18 protein-coding genes are annotated in these 16,995 nt (G+C 61.9%); 11 read left to right on the top strand and 7 right to left on the bottom strand.

The features are described 5' to 3' along the window. Positions 1 to 134 precede the first annotated feature (134 nt). The 4 genes from RFER_RS00400 to RFER_RS00385 are packed head-to-tail and all read left to right on the top strand — an operon-like array spanning position 135 to position 4,622. Positions 135 to 2,117 carry an AsmA family protein gene (locus RFER_RS00400; protein ID WP_166485615.1) on the top strand — a complete coding sequence of 661 codons (1,983 nt, stop codon included), beginning with the start codon at positions 135 to 137 and terminating at the stop codon, positions 2,115 to 2,117. Beyond that, positions 2,114 to 3,502 carry a cardiolipin synthase gene (gene cls / locus RFER_RS00395; protein WP_011462413.1) on the top strand — a complete coding sequence of 463 codons (1,389 nt, stop codon included), beginning with the start codon at positions 2,114 to 2,116 and terminating at the stop codon, positions 3,500 to 3,502. The genes RFER_RS00400 and cls overlap by 4 nt, the downstream gene beginning before the upstream one ends. 38 nt (positions 3,503 to 3,540) lie before the next feature. Further along, positions 3,541 to 4,122: a phosphatidylglycerophosphatase A family protein gene (locus tag RFER_RS00390; RefSeq protein WP_011462412.1), complete on the top strand. Its 582-nt coding sequence runs from the start codon at positions 3,541 to 3,543 to the stop codon at positions 4,120 to 4,122. Continuing rightward, positions 4,119 to 4,622 carry a CinA family protein gene (locus tag RFER_RS00385; protein ID WP_011462411.1) on the top strand — a complete coding sequence of 168 codons (504 nt, stop codon included), beginning with the start codon at positions 4,119 to 4,121 and terminating at the stop codon, positions 4,620 to 4,622. The genes RFER_RS00390 and RFER_RS00385 overlap by 4 nt, the downstream gene beginning before the upstream one ends. Positions 4,623 to 4,633: 11 nt before the next feature. On the opposite strand, the gene RFER_RS00380 is transcribed toward RFER_RS00385, so the two are convergent. Both RFER_RS00380 and RFER_RS00375 read right to left on the bottom strand, forming a co-directional pair. Then, the gene (locus tag RFER_RS00380; RefSeq protein ID WP_011462410.1) at positions 4,634 to 5,908 is read right to left on the bottom strand and encodes a DUF2130 domain-containing protein; all 1,275 of its coding nucleotides are present in this window, start codon (positions 5,906 to 5,908) and stop codon (positions 4,634 to 4,636) included. 186 nt (positions 5,909 to 6,094) lie between these two features. Then, entirely contained in the window at positions 6,095 to 6,310 is a 216-nt protein-coding gene (locus tag RFER_RS00375) for a hypothetical protein (protein ID WP_011462409.1), read from the bottom strand. Between the two features lie 252 nt (positions 6,311 to 6,562). Between RFER_RS00375 and RFER_RS00370 the strand changes: the two genes are divergently transcribed. The 5 genes from RFER_RS00370 (at position 6,563) to RFER_RS00350 (ending at position 10,192) form a co-directional block, all read left to right on the top strand. Beyond that, positions 6,563 to 7,153 (top strand): BON domain-containing protein, encoded by a 591-nt coding sequence (locus RFER_RS00370; RefSeq protein WP_011462408.1) that lies wholly within the window; start codon positions 6,563 to 6,565, stop codon positions 7,151 to 7,153. Positions 7,154 to 7,186: 33 nt separating this feature from the next. Continuing rightward, positions 7,187 to 7,660: a glycine zipper 2TM domain-containing protein gene (locus RFER_RS00365; protein ID WP_011462407.1), complete on the top strand. Its 474-nt coding sequence runs from the start codon at positions 7,187 to 7,189 to the stop codon at positions 7,658 to 7,660. Positions 7,661 to 7,679: 19 nt separating this feature from the next. Beyond that, positions 7,680 to 8,327, top strand: coding sequence for a hypothetical protein (locus tag RFER_RS00360; RefSeq protein ID WP_011462406.1), 648 nt, complete (start codon positions 7,680 to 7,682; stop codon positions 8,325 to 8,327). 61 nt (positions 8,328 to 8,388) lie between these two features. Further along, positions 8,389 to 8,598, top strand: a complete 210-nt coding sequence (locus RFER_RS00355) for a glycine zipper 2TM domain-containing protein (RefSeq protein ID WP_041789958.1) — start codon at positions 8,389 to 8,391, stop codon at positions 8,596 to 8,598. 307 nt (positions 8,599 to 8,905) lie between these two features. Next, positions 8,906 to 10,192, top strand: a complete 1,287-nt coding sequence (locus tag RFER_RS00350) for a solute carrier family 23 protein (protein ID WP_011462404.1) — start codon at positions 8,906 to 8,908, stop codon at positions 10,190 to 10,192. A gap of 112 nt (positions 10,193 to 10,304) precedes the next feature. Here the strand turns inward: RFER_RS00350 and RFER_RS00345 are convergent, their stop codons facing one another. Further along, a complete protein-coding gene (locus RFER_RS00345; RefSeq protein ID WP_011462403.1) occupies positions 10,305 to 10,895 on the bottom strand; it encodes a chalcone isomerase family protein in 591 nt (196 codons plus the stop codon). A gap of 30 nt (positions 10,896 to 10,925) precedes the next feature. Beyond that, positions 10,926 to 11,297: a thioredoxin family protein gene (locus RFER_RS00340; protein WP_011462402.1), complete on the bottom strand. Its 372-nt coding sequence runs from the start codon at positions 11,295 to 11,297 to the stop codon at positions 10,926 to 10,928. Positions 11,298 to 11,387: 90 nt separating this feature from the next. On the opposite strand from RFER_RS00340, the gene RFER_RS00335 reads away from it, so the two are divergent. Next, positions 11,388 to 12,455 (top strand): AbrB family transcriptional regulator, encoded by a 1,068-nt coding sequence (locus tag RFER_RS00335; protein ID WP_011462401.1) that lies wholly within the window; start codon positions 11,388 to 11,390, stop codon positions 12,453 to 12,455. 63 nt (positions 12,456 to 12,518) lie between these two features. Here RFER_RS00335 and RFER_RS00330 read toward each other — a convergent pair whose 3' ends face one another. From RFER_RS00330 to RFER_RS00320, 3 genes are read right to left on the bottom strand one after another with little or no spacing between them, the layout of a single operon-like run. After that, a complete protein-coding gene (locus RFER_RS00330; RefSeq protein ID WP_011462400.1) occupies positions 12,519 to 12,809 on the bottom strand; it encodes a hypothetical protein in 291 nt (96 codons plus the stop codon). Positions 12,810 to 12,813: 4 nt separating this feature from the next. Further along, positions 12,814 to 14,700 (bottom strand): ferrous iron transporter B, encoded by a 1,887-nt coding sequence (gene feoB / locus RFER_RS00325; protein WP_011462399.1) that lies wholly within the window; start codon positions 14,698 to 14,700, stop codon positions 12,814 to 12,816. A 7-nt stretch (positions 14,701 to 14,707) separates the two neighbouring features. Beyond that, complete coding sequence (locus RFER_RS00320) at positions 14,708 to 14,965, bottom strand: FeoA family protein (protein ID WP_011462398.1); 258 nt, start codon at positions 14,963 to 14,965, stop codon at positions 14,708 to 14,710. Positions 14,966 to 15,194: 229 nt separating this feature from the next. On the opposite strand from RFER_RS00320, the gene RFER_RS00315 reads away from it, so the two are divergent. Further along, complete coding sequence (locus RFER_RS00315; RefSeq protein WP_011462397.1) at positions 15,195 to 16,898, top strand: acyl-CoA dehydrogenase family protein; 1,704 nt, start codon at positions 15,195 to 15,197, stop codon at positions 16,896 to 16,898. Positions 16,899 to 16,995 lie beyond the last annotated feature (97 nt).

The following is a 16,995-nucleotide window of genomic DNA, read 5'->3' as shown; positions in this document are numbered from 1 at the left end:
GATGAGAAAACCCGCTTTGTAGGTGCGCTCGCGCACGCTGCTCACTGGCTCGGGAGCAGATAATTCTTCAGTTCACTGGATTTTTTCGTTCCGTGGCCTTGAAAAAAATGCCCCTATCGCCCTCCTACCACGCCATGACTCTGCCTCGTTCGCTTAAATGGATTGCTGGCGCTGTCATCGCGCCCGTCGTGCTGGCGCTTCTATTCATCGCAATTTTCGGCTGGAACTGGCTGCGCGCGCCGATTGAACGCATGGCGCTGGAAAAAACCGGTCGGGTGCTGGCCATCAACGGCGATCTGCGCGTGACCCTGGGCTGGCCCCGGCCGCGCCTGCGGGCCAACGCGGTGACATTCGCCAATCCGCTCTGGACCCAGGAAAAGCAAATGCTCGCCGCCGACGCGGTGGAGATCACGCTCGACCTGTCTCAGTTGTTGGGACGCAAGCTCGTGTTCCCGGAACTGCGGCTGGAGCGACCGGTGGTGTTTCTGGAGCAGGGCACCGAGGGGCGCAAGAGCTGGTTGCTGGACCAGCAGCAACAGGACCCGGGCGCACGCATCCAGATCGACCGCCTGACGCTGGATCAGGGTACGCTCGGCTATGACGATGCGGTCCAAAAAACCAGTATTCGGGCAGAGCTCGCCAGCTTGACGCCGCCCGCAGGAAGCACGGCCGACACCGGCTTGACTTTCAGCGCCCACGGGCGCTACAAGGGCCAGGCGCTCACGGCGCAGGGCAACGGCGGGCCGGTGCTGGCCTTGCGCGACGAGAGCACACCCTACCCTTTGACAATTGACGCCAGCGTGGGCCACACCCGCGTGCGCGCAGAGGGCAGCGTCACCAGCCTGCTCAAATTTACCGCTGTGGATCTGGCGCTGGCACTCAGCGGCGACAACCTGGCGCAGCTCTATCCCTTGCTCGGCATCACCTTCCCGGCCACCCGCAGCTACGTGACGGCCGGCCACCTGCTGCACAGCGGCAACAGTTGGCGCTACGAGAAGTTCTCGGGCCGCATCGGCACCAGTGACATCGCCGGCTCGCTCCAGGTCAAAACCGGTGGCCAGCGCCCGGCGTTGACAGCAGAGCTGACCTCCAGTGTGCTTGATCTGGCAGACCTGGGACCGCTGATCGGCTCGCGCCCCGGCAGCGTGCAAGCCGCCAAACAGGCGGCCCGGCAATTGCCCACCGAACCGCCTCAGACCGCCGCAGTCACACCTGCGCAAGCCCGTGTGCTGCCTGACCAGTCGTTCAACACCGAGCGCTGGCGCAGCGTGGACGCCGAGGTGAGCTTGCGGGCCAAGGCCCTCAAGCGCGAGAAGGAGCTGCCACTGGAAGACCTGGTGGCCCATTTGAGCCTGCAGGATGGCCTGTTGACGCTCGATCCGCTCAATTTTGGCCTGGCTGGCGGCCAGCTCAACAGCGTGGTCACACTCGATGGGCGCACCGATCCGATCACGGCGCACGCCAAGGTGCGGGCCCGAAAGATATTGCTGGCCAAGCTGTTTCCGACCGCTGAGCTGAACCAGGCCAGCATCGGCCAAATCAACGGCGAGTTCGACCTGGCCGGGCAAGGCAACTCGGTGGGTCGAATGCTGGCAGGTTCCAATGGCAAGGTCGGACTGGTCGTCTCCGGCGGCGAGATCAGCAAGTTGATGATGGAAAAAGCCGGTCTGCATTTGTGGGAAATACTGCAACTGAGCCTGAGCGGCGACCGGCTCATCAAATTGCGTTGCGCGGTGGCCGACTTTGAGGTCAAGAACGGCAAAATGCAAACCGACGCACTGGTGCTGGACACCCAGGTCACCACCCTGCTTGGCAGCGGCAACGTCGATCTGGCGCAGGAGCGGCTGGACCTGACGTTCAACCAGAAGACCAAGGCCACCAGTCCCCTGGCCTTGCGCAGCCCGATCTATGTGCGCGGCAGTTTTGCCAAGCCCGAGCTGGGCGTCGACAAGACGCGTGTCGCGGTGCGCGCCTTGGGTGCGCTGGCACTGGGCGTCGTCAATCCATTCCTGACGCTGCTGCCCTTGATCGATGCCGGTCCGGGCCAGGACAGCGATTGCGGGCAACTGGTGCGCGATGCGCGGGCGCTACCGCACCCAAAGAGTCAAAAGAAATGACCCTGCACACCCTGCTTCGCAGCGCGGCGACGGCTGTCGGCGCGCTCGCGTTCGCCGCGTGCGCCACACTGCCTGACACCGACGAGCTGATCCAGCGCCACGCGGGACAGGCGGCCCGGTTTGAGACGGCCCGCGGTGCGCTCCCGGCGCAGAAAAGCGCCGCCATTCTGGCGCAGCTCAAAAGCCAATCGGGCGACATCGATATTCTGGACAAACAAATCGCGCTGGAGCAGGCCGTCAACGACAGCCCGCTGGTCCTGGGCAACAAAGTCACGCTGTTGCAGGACGGGGCCGCGACCTATCCGGCGATGTTTGCCGCCATCCGCAGCGCGCGCGACCATATCAACCTGGAGTCCTACATCATCGAAAACGACGAGGTCGGGCGCCAGTTCTCCGACCTGCTGCTGGCGCAGCAGGCGCGTGGTGTTCAGGTCAACGTCATCTATGACAGCGTGGGCGCCCTCAATACGCCCAAGGCCTTTTTTGAGCGCCTGAAGCAAGGCGGCATTGAGGTGCTCGAGTTCAACCCGATCAACCCGCTAACGGCCAAGGGGCCGTGGATGATCAATCACCGCGACCATCGCAAGCTGCTGCTGGTGGACGGCCGTATCGCCTTCATCGGCGGCATCAACATCAGCAGCGTCTATGGCTCCGGGTCCATCCCAAGTCGCTCCCACAAGGCGGCCGCCAACACGGACGAATGGCGCGATACCGACCTGCAGATTGAAGGTCCGGTGGTCAGCGAATTTCAGAAATTGTTCCTGCAGACCTGGGAAAAGCAGCGCGGACGTCCACTGGCGACCAAGAATTATTTTCCGGCGCTCAAGGTGCAGGGTAAAGACATCGTGCGCACCATTGGCAGCACGCCCGACGATCCGTTCAGCCTGATGTACCTGACGCTGATATCGGCGATTGGCAATGCGGAAAAACAAGTGCACCTGACCCAGGCCTACTTCGTGCCCGACCCGCAGTTGCTGCAAGCTTTGGTGGCTGCCGCCGGTCGCGGCGTCGATGTCAAGCTGATCCTGCCGAGCCACTCCGACTCCGGGCTCGTCTTTCATGCCGGACGGGCTCATTACACCGAGCTGCTCCAGGGTGGCGTCAAGCTGTATGAGCGCGTCGGCGGGCTGCTGCATGCCAAAACCGCCGTCATCGACGGCGTCTGGTCGACGGTGGGCTCCAGCAACCTGGACTGGCGCAGCTTCCTGGACAACAACGAGATCGACGCCGTGGTGCTGGGGCAAGAATTTGCCCAGAAAATGGAAGCCATGTTTGCCAGCGACCTGCAGGCGTCCCAAGCGATCGATCTGCAAGGCTGGCAACATCGCCCGCTGCAGTTCCGGATCAAGGAGTGGCTGGCGCGGGTCTGGGAGCGGCTGCTTTAAGGCCCGGCACGCCAGCGCCGCGCACCGATAATCGCGCCATGCCTGTTGACGAACCTTTCTTTGACCCACCGATAGCGGCACGCCCGATCACGCCGGAGCCGGTGCTCCCCAGCGCCCGCTTCCTGTACACGCATCCGGCGCACTTGATGGCGCTGGGCTTTGGGTCCGGCCTGAGCCCCCTGGCGCCCGGCACCGCCGGCACCTTGTGGGCCTGGCTGACGTTTGTGCTGCTGCAACCCGGGATGAATGATGCGCGCTGGGCGCTGCTGATTGCCCTGTCACTGCCGCTGGGTTGGTGGGCCTGCAGCGTCACGGCGAAACACATGCGGGTGCTCGACCCCAGCAGCATTGTGTGGGACGAGATTGCGGCCTTCTGGCTGGTGCTGTGGCTGGTCACCCCGGCCGGTTTTTGGGGCCAGCTGGTGGCCTTCGGCCTGTTCCGCTTCTTTGATGCCGCCAAGCCCGGCCCGGTGCGCTGGGCCGACCAACTGTTTCATGGCGTCAACGTCACCAGCGACCCGGCCGCCTGGCGCAAGGCCGGTTTCGGAATCATGCTCGATGACCTGGTGGCGGCGGCCTGTGCCCTGCTGGTGATCGCTGGCTGGCGTTATTTCCAATGACTCAAAAACTATCAAAATCAGAGCTATCCACGCAGTATCTATGCGGGCTAGTGGCCGATTTGATGCTAAGAAATAGACTGAAGCTGGTGACGGCTGAAAGCTGTACCGGCGGCATGATTGCGGCCGCCTGCACCGATCTGGCCGGCTCCAGTGACTGGTTCGAGCGCGGCTTTGTCACCTACTCCAACGAGGCCAAGACCGAGTTGCTGGACGTCCAGGCGCAACTGCTGCTCAGCGAGGGTGCGGTCAGCGAAGCCGTGGCGCGGGCCATGGTGCGCGGGGCCTTGGCGCACGCGCACGCGCAAGTGGCGGTCGCCGTGACCGGCGTGGCCGGCCCCACCGGCGGCAGCCCGGCCAAACCGGTCGGCACGGTCTGGTTCGGCTTCGCCGTGCCGGGCCAGGTCATCACCGAAAAGCGCCACTTTGACGGCGATCGGGCTCAAGTGCGCGCCGCTACCGTGCGGCATACCTTCACCAGGCTGGTGGAGTTGCTGGGCTGACTCGTTTTTTGTCACCGCTTCATTTCCAGCGCCGACAACTCCAGCCCCTCAATCTCCTGCAGCGATTTCCCCGCAATCCCCTGCAAGTCGCCATACATGCCCACGGTCGCGCCCATCACGCGCTCAATCTGCTCCTGGCGCTTGGCCCATTGCTTCATGATGACTTTGCGCTCTTTGTCCAGGTCGTCCTGCATGGATGAGAAGGCCTCCACAATCGCTTCCACGCGCTGCCTGAAGCGCGGGCCGGTGAGGTACTGGTAAACCATCTCGGTCTTGGTTTGCATGCCGTCAGACAGGGCGCGGGTCTGGCTGATTTGCAGCAAGGCCTGGCGCAGCATGATGGCCACGGGTATTGCCACGCGTGGGGACGTGATCCAGACACCGTCCACCAGGTCAAACGTTTCCACGCCTTTGGGCAACACCTGGCTGACCAGCACGCAGACTTCGGCCTTGGCGCAGCGCTGGTCTTCACGCAGCTTGGGCAGCCAGCCGTCGCTCCAGTTGCGGGTACGTTTGGATTCCCACAGGATGCTGCCGCAGAGAACGCCGCTCTGGCTGTTGACGCGGTGCAGGGCGTCGCCGCCAAACTCGCCCTTGGGCACCGGCTCAATCAGGTCAAACGGAAATTTGGCACGCAGCAGGTTTTCCAGCTCCAGCTCTTGCACTTCGCCTTGCAGTTGCTGCGAGCCCTGCTCGGCTTTTTGCTTGAGTTCTTCAATCTTTTGCTGCATGGAGGCGATGGTCTGGTCTTTTTCGGCCACGCGCAGCTTCATGCCGTCTTCGGCTTCACGTTTGGCCAGCGTGCGCACTTCGCTCAAGCTGGTCTGCACGCGCTTTTCAACGGTCAGGTCCAGCTCGCGCTTGGCGTCGTCGAGTTCGCGTTGCTGCTTGATGACCTCGGCTTGCGCCTGCTGGGCCTCAGCCAGCTTGGCGTCTTGCACCGTGAGCACGCCTCGCAGTTCCGCCAGTTCACGGGCTTTGGCTTCCAGCTCGTTGGCCGCTGCCGCCCTGGCCTTTTTCGCCTCTTCTGCGGCAACGCGGGACCGTTCGGTTTTGAGCTGGCTGGCGACCTGGTCGGCCACCTGCTCGTCCAGATCACGTTTCGCATCCGTCAGCGCTTTTTCTTTTTCGCGCATGGCGCTTTCGCGCTGGGCGATGTCGTGGTCTTTGCGGGCCAGTTGCGCTTCGAATTGCTGGCGGGTGGCGGCCAGCAGCGGCGCTGCCAGCGACTCGGTCAGTTTGATTTCTGTTCTGCAGTTGGGGCAGATGATGGTGGGTTCGGTCATGGTGATCATGACCTTAACTCAGAAAACGATTTGCAGCGTCATTGACACTCAAAAATACCCGCGTCGCACGGATCAACTTTGACGGCATTCCCCGGTCAGACCCCGACAGCGCCAGCCCGTGCTGGAAGCGGGGAAAAAAAGACGTGCGGCAGTGGCGCCATCCGGACCGACAAGCCGCCGCTTGCGTTACTTGCGGCCAACCACCAACAGGAACACACCCAGAATAATGCCGCCGGCACTGACGATCAAGGGCACGTTGACGGTTTGCTTTTCTTGCACCTTGAGTTCCAGCGGGCCCAGCTTCATGCCGGTCGTTTCCTTGGTGTAACTGAAGCCGCCAAAGGCCAGGCCGAGGCAACCGGCGGCGATCAGGATGATGCCTATCATTTTGGTGGGGTTCATGGGTTCTAGCTCCTAAAAATGTGAAACGACTCGTTAATGCACTGCGCCAGCTTCATGGTAGCGGATACCAGCCACCACGGGCACTGGAAACGAGTGCAGGCCAAACAAAAAGAAATACCTCGTATGTGCGCAGACGCACAGATCGCCGTCGGCGAAGTGGCAACAATTCAAAGAACTTGAGCTCATGGTCAGCGGGTCGACAAAGCAGAAATTCACCCCGCCGGCCAGCCCCTATTGATGGAGACTTTTCACATGCGAACCAGATTTGAATTATTGGCTTTGAGCACCGCGCTGGCGGCCTTGACGGCGCTGTCTGTCGGCTGCAGCAAAGCGCCGGAGGCGACCGGCGCATCGGCGTCAGGCGCGTCGACGCCGAGCACGACGGTCGGCACCGTGATTGACGACAGCATCGTGACCGCCAGCGTCAAGGCGGCGCTGCTGGCCGACCCGGACCTCAAGGGTTTTGACTTCAAGGTGGTCACCCGCAAGGGCGAAGTCCAGCTCAGCGGCTTTGTTGACAAACAGACACAAATCGACATCGCCGTCACGGTCGCTGGCGCAGTGACAGGGGTCAAGAGCGTCCAGAATAATGTCAGCCTGCGCAGCGTAGCGCCGACGGTTGGCGGCAAGGTGGATGACACCTTGATCACGGCCAAGGTCAAGACGGCTTTGCTGGCCGACGAGAGCATCAAGAGCCTCGACATTGCCGTCATCACGCGTCAAGGTGACGTTCAACTCAGTGGCTTTGTCAACAACCAGAGCCAGATTGATCGCGCCATCGCGGTGGTCAGCGGCATTGCCGGCGTGAGCCATGTCAGCAATGAAATGAGTATCAAAAAGTAAACCCGTTAAACAGTCACGTCTAAGGAGATTTTTATGAAAACCATGAATAAAGCCGGATCAGTTCTCGCCCTGGCAGCGCTGCTGGCGCTCGGCGGTTGCCAAAACATGACCCCCCCCAATACCTACGACAGCGGGACGGCTTACCCGCAGTCCAGCTCCGGCGCAGGCGCCTACACCGGTTATGGCGTGGTGCAGTCGATTGACCTGGTCCGCCAGGGCGGCAGCACCGGCATCGGCGGCGCCATCGTGGGCGGTGTTGTGGGCGGCATCCTCGGCCATCAGGTGGGTAGCGGCCAGGGCAACACCGCCGCGACCGTACTCGGCGCGGCCGGCGGCGCCTATGCCGGCCACGAAATTGAAAAACGCAACCAGCCGCAGGCCGATGCCTACAAATTCACCATCCGCATGCGTGATGGTTCCTACCAGACCGTGACGCAAACCAGCATCGACGATATTCGCGTCGGGGACCGCGTGCGGATCGACAACGGCGTCGCGCGCCGCTATTGATTGACGCGGGAGGCAAGCTTTGAAAACACCAGCGGCCCATGCGATCGTCTTGGCGATCGGTCTGGCTTTGAGTGTCGGCGCCATGGCGCAAGGCATGACAAAAGTCCAGTACGAAACCGCCAGGACGGGTGTGAGCGCGGAGCTCAAGCTGGCCAGGGCCGCCTGCGACTCTTTCTCCGCCCATGCCAAGGACCTGTGCCTGGCCGAGGCCAGTGGCAAAGAGAAAGTCGCGACGGCGGAACTCAATGCCAGATTGGCACCGTCAGAACAGGCCAGCTACAAGGTACGCCTGACCCGCGCCGATGCTCAATACACCTTGGCCCGGGAGAAATGCGATGACCTGGCTGGCCATGCCAAGGATGTCTGCGTCAGGGAGGCCAAGGCGAAGGCGGTGACGGCCAAGGCCAATGCCAAGGCGCATATGCGGACCGCCGTTGCGCACGATGCCGCCTACGACAAGACCCGCAAGGCGCAAGGCGTGGCGGACGAAAAGGCGGCGCAGGCGCAGGCCAAGGCTGATGACATAAGTACTGCGGCGCGCACCGATGCCGTCAAAGAAAAGAGCACGGCCGCCTACACCGTCGCGAAAGAAAAATGTGATGCCTTGGCAGGGGACGCCAAGGGCAATTGCGTCAAGGATGCAACGGCGCGCTCAAGCAAGCCGTGAAGTTGCATTCAAACGGGTGCTGATTCCCTTTAAACCAGTTTTTCAACATGAAGGAAACACGATGAAAATCATCCAAAAATATTCAGTCGGCGTGCTGGCAGCAGCACTTGTCGTTCTCAGCGGTTGTGCCGGCATGACCCACCAGGAAAAGGGCACCGCCGCCGGTGCCGTCATCGGTGGCGTCGTCGGTAGCGCCTCCGGCGGCGGCGTTTTGGGCACCGCGGCTGGCGCGGCAGTGGGCGGCGTGATCGGTCACGAAGTGACCAAGTAAACATCAGGCTACAGCGCCAGCCAGCGGCAGGTTGAAAAACCTGCCGCTGGCTTTTTTTTGACCGCCTGCGCCATGCGGACCAGGTCTGGAGCCAAGCCCCGCCAGCGGCGGTGCCTGGACCATAAATCAATTCAATCCATCCAGTCGATCCAAGCGTTAACCCGGTTGGCTGCAGGCCGGCATGAGGGGACGACTGCGTCAGCGCAAGTCCACTTCCCTGCGACGTTAAGATTCACCCCGGCCTGAACCGCATGCAGGTGCTGGTTGAGGCGTCACGCATCCACCCACTTTTTGAATTGAAAACACCATGCCTTTATTCAACTGGACCGTCAAAAGCGCCAGCGTTTTGCAGCAGGGCGGCGTCATTGCCCCCGATGAGCGGCTGCCGTGGCCGCAAACCGCCGTCATGGGCATGCAACACGTGATCGCCATGTTTGGCGCCACCGTGCTGGCCCCGATCCTGATGGGCTTTGACCCCAATCTGGCGATTTTGATGAGCGGCATCGGCACGCTGATTTTCTTTGTTGTCACCGGCGGCAAAGTGCCCAGTTACCTGGGCTCCAGTTTTGCCTTTATCGGCGTGGTCATTGCCGCCACCGGCTATGCGGGCAAAGGACTGAATCCGAATATCGGCGTGGCGCTGGGCGGCATCATTGCCTGCGGCGCCGCCTACACGGCCATCGGCCTGCTGGTGCAGGTGGTGGGCACGAACTGGATTGAAAAGCTGATGCCGCCGGTGGTCACCGGCGCCGTGGTGGCCGTCATCGGGCTGAACCTGGCCAGCGTGCCGATCAAGAACATGGCGGCCAGCAACTTTGACAGCTGGATGCAGGCCGTCACCTTTGTCTGCGTGGCACTGGTGGCCGTGTTCACGCGCGGCATGGTGCAGCGTTTGCTGATTCTGGTCGGCCTGATCGTGGCCACCGCGGTGTACGCCGTGTTGACCAACGGGCTGGGCTTGGGCAAGGCGCTCGATGTGTCGACCCTGCTGAACGCGGCCTGGATCGGCGCCCCCGGCTTTGCCGCCCCCGTGTTCGAGCCCAAGGCGATGTTGATGATCGTCCCGGTGGCCATTATTCTGGTGGCCGAGAACCTGGGCCACCTCAAGGCCGTGTCCGCCATGACCGGCAAAAACATGGACCCTTACATGGGCCGCGCCTTCATCGGCGACGGCATCGCCACCATGGTCAGTGCCAGCGCGGGCGGCACCGGCGTGACCACCTATGCCGAAAACATCGGCGTCATGGCCGCCACCAAAATCTACTCCACCGCGCTGTTTCTGGTGGCGGCTCTGCTGGCGGTGGTGCTGGGCTTTAGCCCCAAGTTCGGTGCGATCATCGCGGCCATTCCACTGCCCGTGATGGGCGGCGTGAGTATTGTGGTGTTTGGCCTGATTGCCGTGGCCGGCGCCCGTATCTGGGTGCAAAACAAGGTGGACTTTGCCGACAACAAAAACCTGCTGGTCGCTGCGATCACGCTGATTCTGGGCACCGGCGACTTCACGCTCAAGTTTGGCGGTTTTGCCCTCGGTGGCATCGGCACCGCCACCTTTGGCGCCATCTTTCTGTACGCGCTGTTGAATCGCAAGCGCTAAAGTCTTATACAAAATCGGGCTCTAGCTCCCGTGAAATATGCTTAAGCAGCTATTAATCTAATAGCAATAGACGGACTGGGTTGGCGCTCGCCAACCCAGCGCCTGCCAGGCCTCACTTGGCGCCCAGCAGCGCGGACTTGAGTGCGTCGTCAACCGGCTTCTCGCCCAGCCAGATTCGCAAGACGGCGTTGTAGAACGCGGCATCCGGCAAGGCCTCGCCCAAGGGCTTGCCGTTCAATTGGCTCACCGTGCCGGTGGCGGGCAGCCAGTCCAGCGTGATCACGTCGCCCTTCTTGACCACTGGGACGGTGGTGAACATTTTTTCAAACTTCTGCGTTTGATCGCTGACTTTGGCTTTTTCTGCCGCGTTTGAATTGTTGTTCAAACCCGCAACAAAGGTCTTGGCCAATTCGTCGCTGGCGACTTCGCGCAGCATGACAATCGTGACGCGCTTCGGACCGGCCAGCGCCTGGATGTCACTGGGTGTTGTCTTGTGGTCCGTCAGGTACAGCCCCATGGCATAAACCTTGAAAACGAACTTGGTGCGCACGCCCGCGCCGTTGAGCTTGAGCGGCTGGCCCTCGACCGTGACCGCCTCGTCAATTTTGACGCCGCCGACTTCTGCCGCCCAACTGGGCAGCACGCTGACCAGTGCCAGCAGTCCGATCGCCAGCAGTTGCTTGAGGCTGTTTCGAGTGCTCATGATTTTTCTCCGGGAGTTGATGAGAGGGGACTACAAAAAGGGATGGGCGGCACGTAGCCTGGCCACCAGCGCTGTCAACGACGGATCGGCCAAGGCGGGCGAGCTGCTGTCTTCGATCAGCGATCGGACCAGGCGCGCCAGCGTGTCCGTCTGCGGCGTCAAGGGCCCGAAAAAATGCGGCCTGTCGCCCACGGCCAGCAGCAGGGTCGGAAAGTCTTCCACGTCCAGCGGGTCCAGCAGCTCGGCCTCGTCTTCGACGTCAATCCACAGAAACCGCACGCCGGGGAATTGCGTCTGCACCTGGGCGAAGCGCTGGCGATAGTCGCGGCACACGCCACACCACTCGGCGCACAGGCAAACAACGAGGACGGCGGCGGGCGACGGCAGGGCGGCAGGGGTCATGAGGTGATGATCACAGAAGATGTTGCGCCTATTTTGCGATACCTTGACCGCCAATAGACGCAATTTAAATATATGGCACATTAGGCACCGATGTTTGCCAGCCCTTTTCGCGCGATGACTGCCCTTTGGTGGAGCGTCCTTCTTTTGATCAGCGCGGTCTTGGGCTGGGCGCTGACCGCACTCCATTTACCGGCAGGCGTGCTACTGGGTTGCATGCTGGCGGGCATTGTGCTGTCGTCCCAGGAGATTCGGCTTGGCATCCCCACCACCCTGTTTGCGCTGGCGCAAGGGGTGGTTGGCTGCCTGATGGCCAAAAGCCTGCAGCCCTCCACGCTGGCCAAGGTGGCCAGTGACTGGCCCATTTTTCTGGGCGCCACGTTCTCGATCGTTGCTGCCAGCGCGGCCTTGGGCTGGCTCCTGATGCACCGCCAGGTGTTCCCGGGAACGACGGCGGTATGGGGCCTGGCACCGGGTGCGGCCTCGGCCATGGTGCTGATGGCCGAGGCGTACGGGGCCGATGTGCGGCTGGTCGCCTTCATGCAGTATTTGCGCGTGGCCGTGGTGACGGCGGTGGCCGCGCTGGTCGCGCATTTCTGGACCACACGGGCCGCGCCCATGACACCTGAAGTGCATTGGTTTGCGGTGATCAACCCAGGCGACCTGGGCTGGACGCTGCTGCTCGCCTTTGCCGTTTCAAGCATCGCGGGCTGGCTGCATATTCCCGGAGGTCCGATGGTGGTTCCGCTGGTTCTGGGGGCGGCATTGCAGGCCATGGGCTGGCTGGTGATTGAACTGCCACCCGCGCTGCTGGCCGTTTCCTATGCCGTGATCGGCTGGAGCATCGGCCTGCGTTTCACCCGTGCCATCCTGCGGCACGCCTTGCGTGCCCTGCCCGCGGTGCTGGGGTCGATCTTTGCGCTGATGGGGGTGGGCCTTGTCATCGCCGTGGGGCTGACCCAATGGGCCGGTCATGACCCGCTGACGGCCTATCTGGCCAGCAGTCCTGGCGGTGCCGATTCCGTGGCCATCATCGCCGCCACCAGTGCCGTCGACGCCGGCTTCGTGATGGCGATGCAACTCGCGCGCTTTCTGATGGTGCTGGTCTTGGGTCCGCGCGTGTCCAAATTTGTTGCGACGCAATCACGCACCGACCGATGAGTTCAATTGACCTTCCATTTTCCCGAGAGCTACGGTGCGAGTGGGTCGACCGGCGCCCGAGGTCTAGTCCCGCTTGCGGGGGTGAAAAACCAGGGGTTTGGCCAGCAGTCCGTCTGTCGGGCCACGCTTGTTGCCCTGCTTGACGTTGGCTGGCGCTCGATCACAGCCGCTGCAGTGACAGCCGGCTGGCGCCCGTGCCGCCTGCTGCAGGTAACCGGCGAGTGAGCGCGGCAAGGGCCAGCGCAGCAGACCCTGCGCCAAGCTGCGGCGCGCGGCTTGCGGCAACAGGGCCCAGGCCGCATAGATAGAACTGCCAGCGACCAGCAGCAACACCAGCAAGGATTGCAGCCACATCGCCCTAGCCCCCCAACCACAAAGTGATGCGATAAGTCGCAAACGCCGCCGCATAGGCCAGCACAAACAGGTACGCAGCCATGAACAAGGGATAACGCCAGGAGTTGGTCTCACGCCGCACCACCGCCAGCGTGGACAGGCACTGCGGCGCAAACACAAACCAAGCCAGCAGCGCGTAGGCGGTGGCCAGGGACCAGCCCTGCGCAATGACCGGCGACAAAGCATCGGCCACCGAGGCGTCGACGCCCGACAGGGCATACACGGTCCCCAAGGCGCCCACCACCACTTCACGCGCGGCCATGCCGGGCACCAGCGCAATCGAGATTTGCCAATTGAAGCCAATCGGCGCGAAGATCCACTGCAGCGCATGGCCCATCATGCCGGCAAAGCTGTACTGGATGGCCGGGCCCTGGGCTGCATCCCAGCCGGCTGGTGGTGCCGGATAGGTGGACAGAAACCACAGCACCACCATCAGCGCAAAGATGATGCCGCCGACCCGGCGCAGGAAAATGTGGGCGCGCTCCCACAGGCCCTGCGCCAGATTGCGCAGGCTGGGCCGGCGGTACGGCGGCAATTCCAGCATCAGCGGCTGGTAGCCGTCTTTCATCCAGACCCGCTTGAAGACCCAGGCCACGCCCATGGCCGAGACGACGCCGGCCACGTACAGGCCAAACAAGGTCAGGCCGCGTAAACTGAGCCCGCCGAGGCGGCGCTCCGGCACAAAAGCGCCAATCAGCAAGGCATAGACCGGCAAGCGGGCCGAGCAGGTCATCAGTGGCGCCACCATGATGGTGGCCAGGCGGTCTTTCCAGTTGGCAATGGTGCGCGTGGCCATGATGCCGGGAATGGCACAGGCAAAGCTGGACAAGAGCGGAATGAAGGCGCGCCCGGACAAGCCCACTTTGCCCATCAGGTTGTCGAGCAGGAAGGCCGCGCGCGGCAGGTAGCCCGAGTCCTCGAGCAGCAGGATGAAGAAGAACAGAATCAGGATCTGCGGCATGAACACCAGCACACCGCCGACGCCGGCCACCACACCGTCCACCAGCAGGCTGCGCAAGGGTCCGCTCGCCATATGCGCCAGAATCCAGTCGCCCACGGCGGCCATTGCGCCCTTGATCGCGTCCATCGGCCAATTGGCCCAGGAAAAAACAGCCTGAAAAATCAGGAACAACACCGCCGCCAGCACCACCAACCCCCACACCGGGTGCATGACGACGGCATCGAGCCGGTACTGGAACCGCCCCAGCGTCGGGGCAAGCGGCGCCACCAGGGCCAGGATGCGGCGCACTTCGCGCTGCAAGTCGGCCGAACTGGCGGAGGCCGTGCTGGCGGGCGCGCTGGGCCAGGGCTGCGCCAGGTGTTGTTCCAGTTGGGCCAGCAGCTGGGCGTGGCCGTTGTGTTTGATGGCCACGGTTTCCACCACCGGCAGCCCCAACTCGATCGCCAGACGTGCCAGGTCAATCTTGAGCCCTTGGGCGCGCGCCACATCCGCCATGTTGACGGCCACCAGCAGCGGCCGCCCCAGCCGCTTGAGCTCGAGCACCAGGCGCAAGTTCATGCGCAGGTTGGTGGCATCCACCACGGCCACAATCGCATCGGGCGTATCTTCGCCAGCGCGGCGGCCCTCGATCACCTCCAGCGTCACCTGCTCGTCCGGCGTGGCGGCGGTCAGGCTGTAGGCCCCCGGCAAATCCACCACCGACACCGTTTGGCCGTTGTGCAAATGGACCAGACCGACCTTGCGCTCGACCGTGACACCCGCGTAATTGGCCACCTTTTGGCGCGCCCCGGTGAGCAGGTTGAAGAGCGCCGTTTTGCCGCAATTGGGGTTGCCCACCAGCGCAATGCAGCGGATCGGGAGTGTCGGCTCGACGCCAAGAGATTGGGACATAAGAACCTCAGTTAACGCAGACATCCATCGCCTGCACTTCAATACATTGGGCTTCAAGCAGGCGCAGGGCAAAGAGCGTCTCGCCGACCTGCACCGCCAGCGGCTCGCGCCCGCCCGGGCCACGGCGCAACACCTGCACCGGCTCACCGGCGATAAAACCCAGTTCACCCAAACGTCGCAGCGTCGCCGCACCGACGTCGGCGCTGGACGGCAGCACCCGCTGAACAACAGCGTGCGCACCGTTGGAAAGTTGAGATAAGAGCATGGAACAGCCTATGGAAAATGGGTAAAACGCGCCTGAAAGCAAGCGTCTAAATGAGAGTGTATCTCATTTAGATCAAAACAAACTGCCTCTCCCGTGGCCACCTACGGCGAGTTTGACTTAGCGCAAACTCGCGCCGAACAAGTCTCGTCCCTCTAACTTCCCGCCTCGGGGTCGCCGAGGTCGCCGCTATAGTTGCCAGCGGCCTTTCTACCCACCCGAGGTGTTTCTCATGCTGCTGCTCAATCCACGCCATCTGGTTCGCAACTATCCCGATCAACGCTCACGCGAGATCATGGAGAAAACGGTTGCCTTCTTCGAGAAAACCGGCCTGACCAAGCTCAAAGCGGATTTTCATGGCGCGGTCTGGTATGAGGATTTCCTCAACTTCTGCAAGGAAGAAGGCATTTTTGCCTCCATGATGACGCCCGCCGAGCACGGCAAGGAAGGCGAACACGCGGTCTGGGACACCTGGCGCGTTTGTGGTTTTGCCGAGATTCTGGGCTTCTATGGACTCCCCTACTGGTACGCCTACCAGGTCTCGGTGCTGGGCATCGGCCCCATCTGGATGAGCAAGAACAAGAAGGCGCAGGCGAAGGCGAAACGCCTGCTTGACGAAGGCGGCATTTTTGCCTTCGGCCTGTCCGAGAAAGAGCATGGCGCCGACATCTACTCGTCCGACATGATCGTCACCCAGCTGGAAGACGGCAGTTACCGGGCCTGCGGCGGCAAGTACTACATTGGCAACGCCAACCAGGCGCGCATGGTGTCCACCTTCGGCAAGATGGCCGATACCGGGGAATACATTTACTTTGTCGCCGACTCGCAGCATCCCAAGTACGAACTGGTGAAAAACGTGGTCTACAGCCAGAACTACGTCGCCGAGTTCCGTTTGCATGATTACCCTTTGACTGAAGAAGACATCCTGCACCACGGTGACGATGCCTGGAACGCCGCACTCAATACCGTCAACGTCGGCAAATACAACCTCGGCTGGGCCTCCATCGGCATTTGCACCCACGCCTTTTATGAGGCTTTCGATCACGCCGCCAACCGGCATCTGTACAAGCTGACGGTGACGGATTTTCCACATGTGCGCCAGCTCTTTACCGATGCCTACGCGCGCCTGGTGGCGATGAAACTGTTCGCACTGCGCGCGGCTGACTACATGAAGGCAGCCTCCAACGAGGACCGGCGCTATCTGTTGTTCAACCCGATCCAAAAAATGAAGGTCACCACGCAAGGTGAAGAGGTCATCAACCTGCTGTGGGATGTGATTGCCGCCAAGGGTTTCGAGAAAGACATGTATTTTGCGATGGCCGCCGTCGAGATTCGCGGCTTGCCCAAGTTGGAGGGCACGGTGCATGTCAACATGGCGCTCATCATCAAGTTCATGGCCAACTACTTCTTCGCGCCAGCCGAGTATCCAGAAGTGCCGCGCCGCGATGAGGGCAGCAACGACAGCTTCCTGTTTGACCAGGGCCCGACCAAGGGCCTGGGCAAAATCAAGTTTCACGACTATCACATCGCCTATGACAGCGTCGATTCCCCTAACCTGAGCGTTTTCAAGGCGCAGATTGAGACCTTCAAACAAATGGCGATGCTGGCGCCGCCCACGCCAGCGCAGGCCAAAGACATCGACTTCCTGCTGACCGTGGGCGAGATGTTCACGCTGGTGGTGTATGGCCAGTTGGTTCTGGAGAATGCCAGGATTTACAAGATTGAGCCCGAATTACTTGATCAAGTATTCGACTTCATGGTGCGCGACTTCTCCAAGTTCGCGCTGCAGATGTACTCCAAACCCAGCAGCACCGAAGGCCAGATGGCGCAGTGCCTGAAGATGATCAGGAAACCGGTGACCGACGACGTGCGCTACGCCAGGGTCTGGAGCGAGCATGTGAGCAAGATGCAGGGGCAGTACAAGATGCCCGATTGAGGCGCCAAATTACTATAAAAGTAGTAGCGTATGACGCCCGTTTGACAGGGGCTGGCGTCTGTTTTTGTTTATAGTGACGATCCTTTGTCTATTTGGA

Origin of the sequence: Rhodoferax ferrireducens T118, assembly GCF_000013605.1 — a bacterium.
GTDB lineage: Bacteria > Pseudomonadota > Gammaproteobacteria > Burkholderiales > Burkholderiaceae_C > Rhodoferax > Rhodoferax ferrireducens.
Note: the sequence above shows the minus strand (reverse complement) of the source record. Positions and strands in the feature narration are given on the sequence as shown.

Bases quoted from the DNA above. Each gene is read 5' to 3' on its own strand.
- feoB (WP_011462399.1), bottom strand. From the start codon at position 14,700: ATGTCCCAATCTCTTGGCGTCGAGCCGACACTCCCGATCCGCTGCATT.
- cls (WP_011462413.1), top strand. From the start codon at position 2,114: ATGACCCTGCACACCCTGCTTCGCAGCGCGGCGACGGCTGTCGGCGCG.
- RFER_RS00330 (WP_011462400.1), bottom strand. From the start codon at position 12,809: ATGTGGCTGCAATCCTTGCTGGTGTTGCTGCTGGTCGCTGGCAGTTCT.
- RFER_RS00320 (WP_011462398.1), bottom strand. From the start codon at position 14,965: ATGCTCTTATCTCAACTTTCCAACGGTGCGCACGCTGTTGTTCAGCGG.
- RFER_RS00315 (WP_011462397.1), top strand. From the start codon at position 15,195: ATGCTGCTGCTCAATCCACGCCATCTGGTTCGCAACTATCCCGATCAA.
- RFER_RS00380 (WP_011462410.1), bottom strand. From the start codon at position 5,908: ATGACCGAACCCACCATCATCTGCCCCAACTGCAGAACAGAAATCAAA.
- RFER_RS00345 (WP_011462403.1), bottom strand. From the start codon at position 10,895: ATGAGCACTCGAAACAGCCTCAAGCAACTGCTGGCGATCGGACTGCTG.
- RFER_RS00365 (WP_011462407.1), top strand. From the start codon at position 7,187: ATGAAAACCATGAATAAAGCCGGATCAGTTCTCGCCCTGGCAGCGCTG.
- RFER_RS00375 (WP_011462409.1), bottom strand. From the start codon at position 6,310: ATGAACCCCACCAAAATGATAGGCATCATCCTGATCGCCGCCGGTTGC.
- RFER_RS00335 (WP_011462401.1), top strand. From the start codon at position 11,388: ATGTTTGCCAGCCCTTTTCGCGCGATGACTGCCCTTTGGTGGAGCGTC.
- RFER_RS00370 (WP_011462408.1), top strand. From the start codon at position 6,563: ATGCGAACCAGATTTGAATTATTGGCTTTGAGCACCGCGCTGGCGGCC.
- RFER_RS00350 (WP_011462404.1), top strand. From the start codon at position 8,906: ATGCCTTTATTCAACTGGACCGTCAAAAGCGCCAGCGTTTTGCAGCAG.
- RFER_RS00385 (WP_011462411.1), top strand. From the start codon at position 4,119: ATGACTCAAAAACTATCAAAATCAGAGCTATCCACGCAGTATCTATGC.
- RFER_RS00400 (WP_166485615.1), top strand. From the start codon at position 135: ATGACTCTGCCTCGTTCGCTTAAATGGATTGCTGGCGCTGTCATCGCG.
- RFER_RS00355 (WP_041789958.1), top strand. From the start codon at position 8,389: ATGAAAATCATCCAAAAATATTCAGTCGGCGTGCTGGCAGCAGCACTT.
- RFER_RS00340 (WP_011462402.1), bottom strand. From the start codon at position 11,297: ATGACCCCTGCCGCCCTGCCGTCGCCCGCCGCCGTCCTCGTTGTTTGC.
- RFER_RS00390 (WP_011462412.1), top strand. From the start codon at position 3,541: ATGCCTGTTGACGAACCTTTCTTTGACCCACCGATAGCGGCACGCCCG.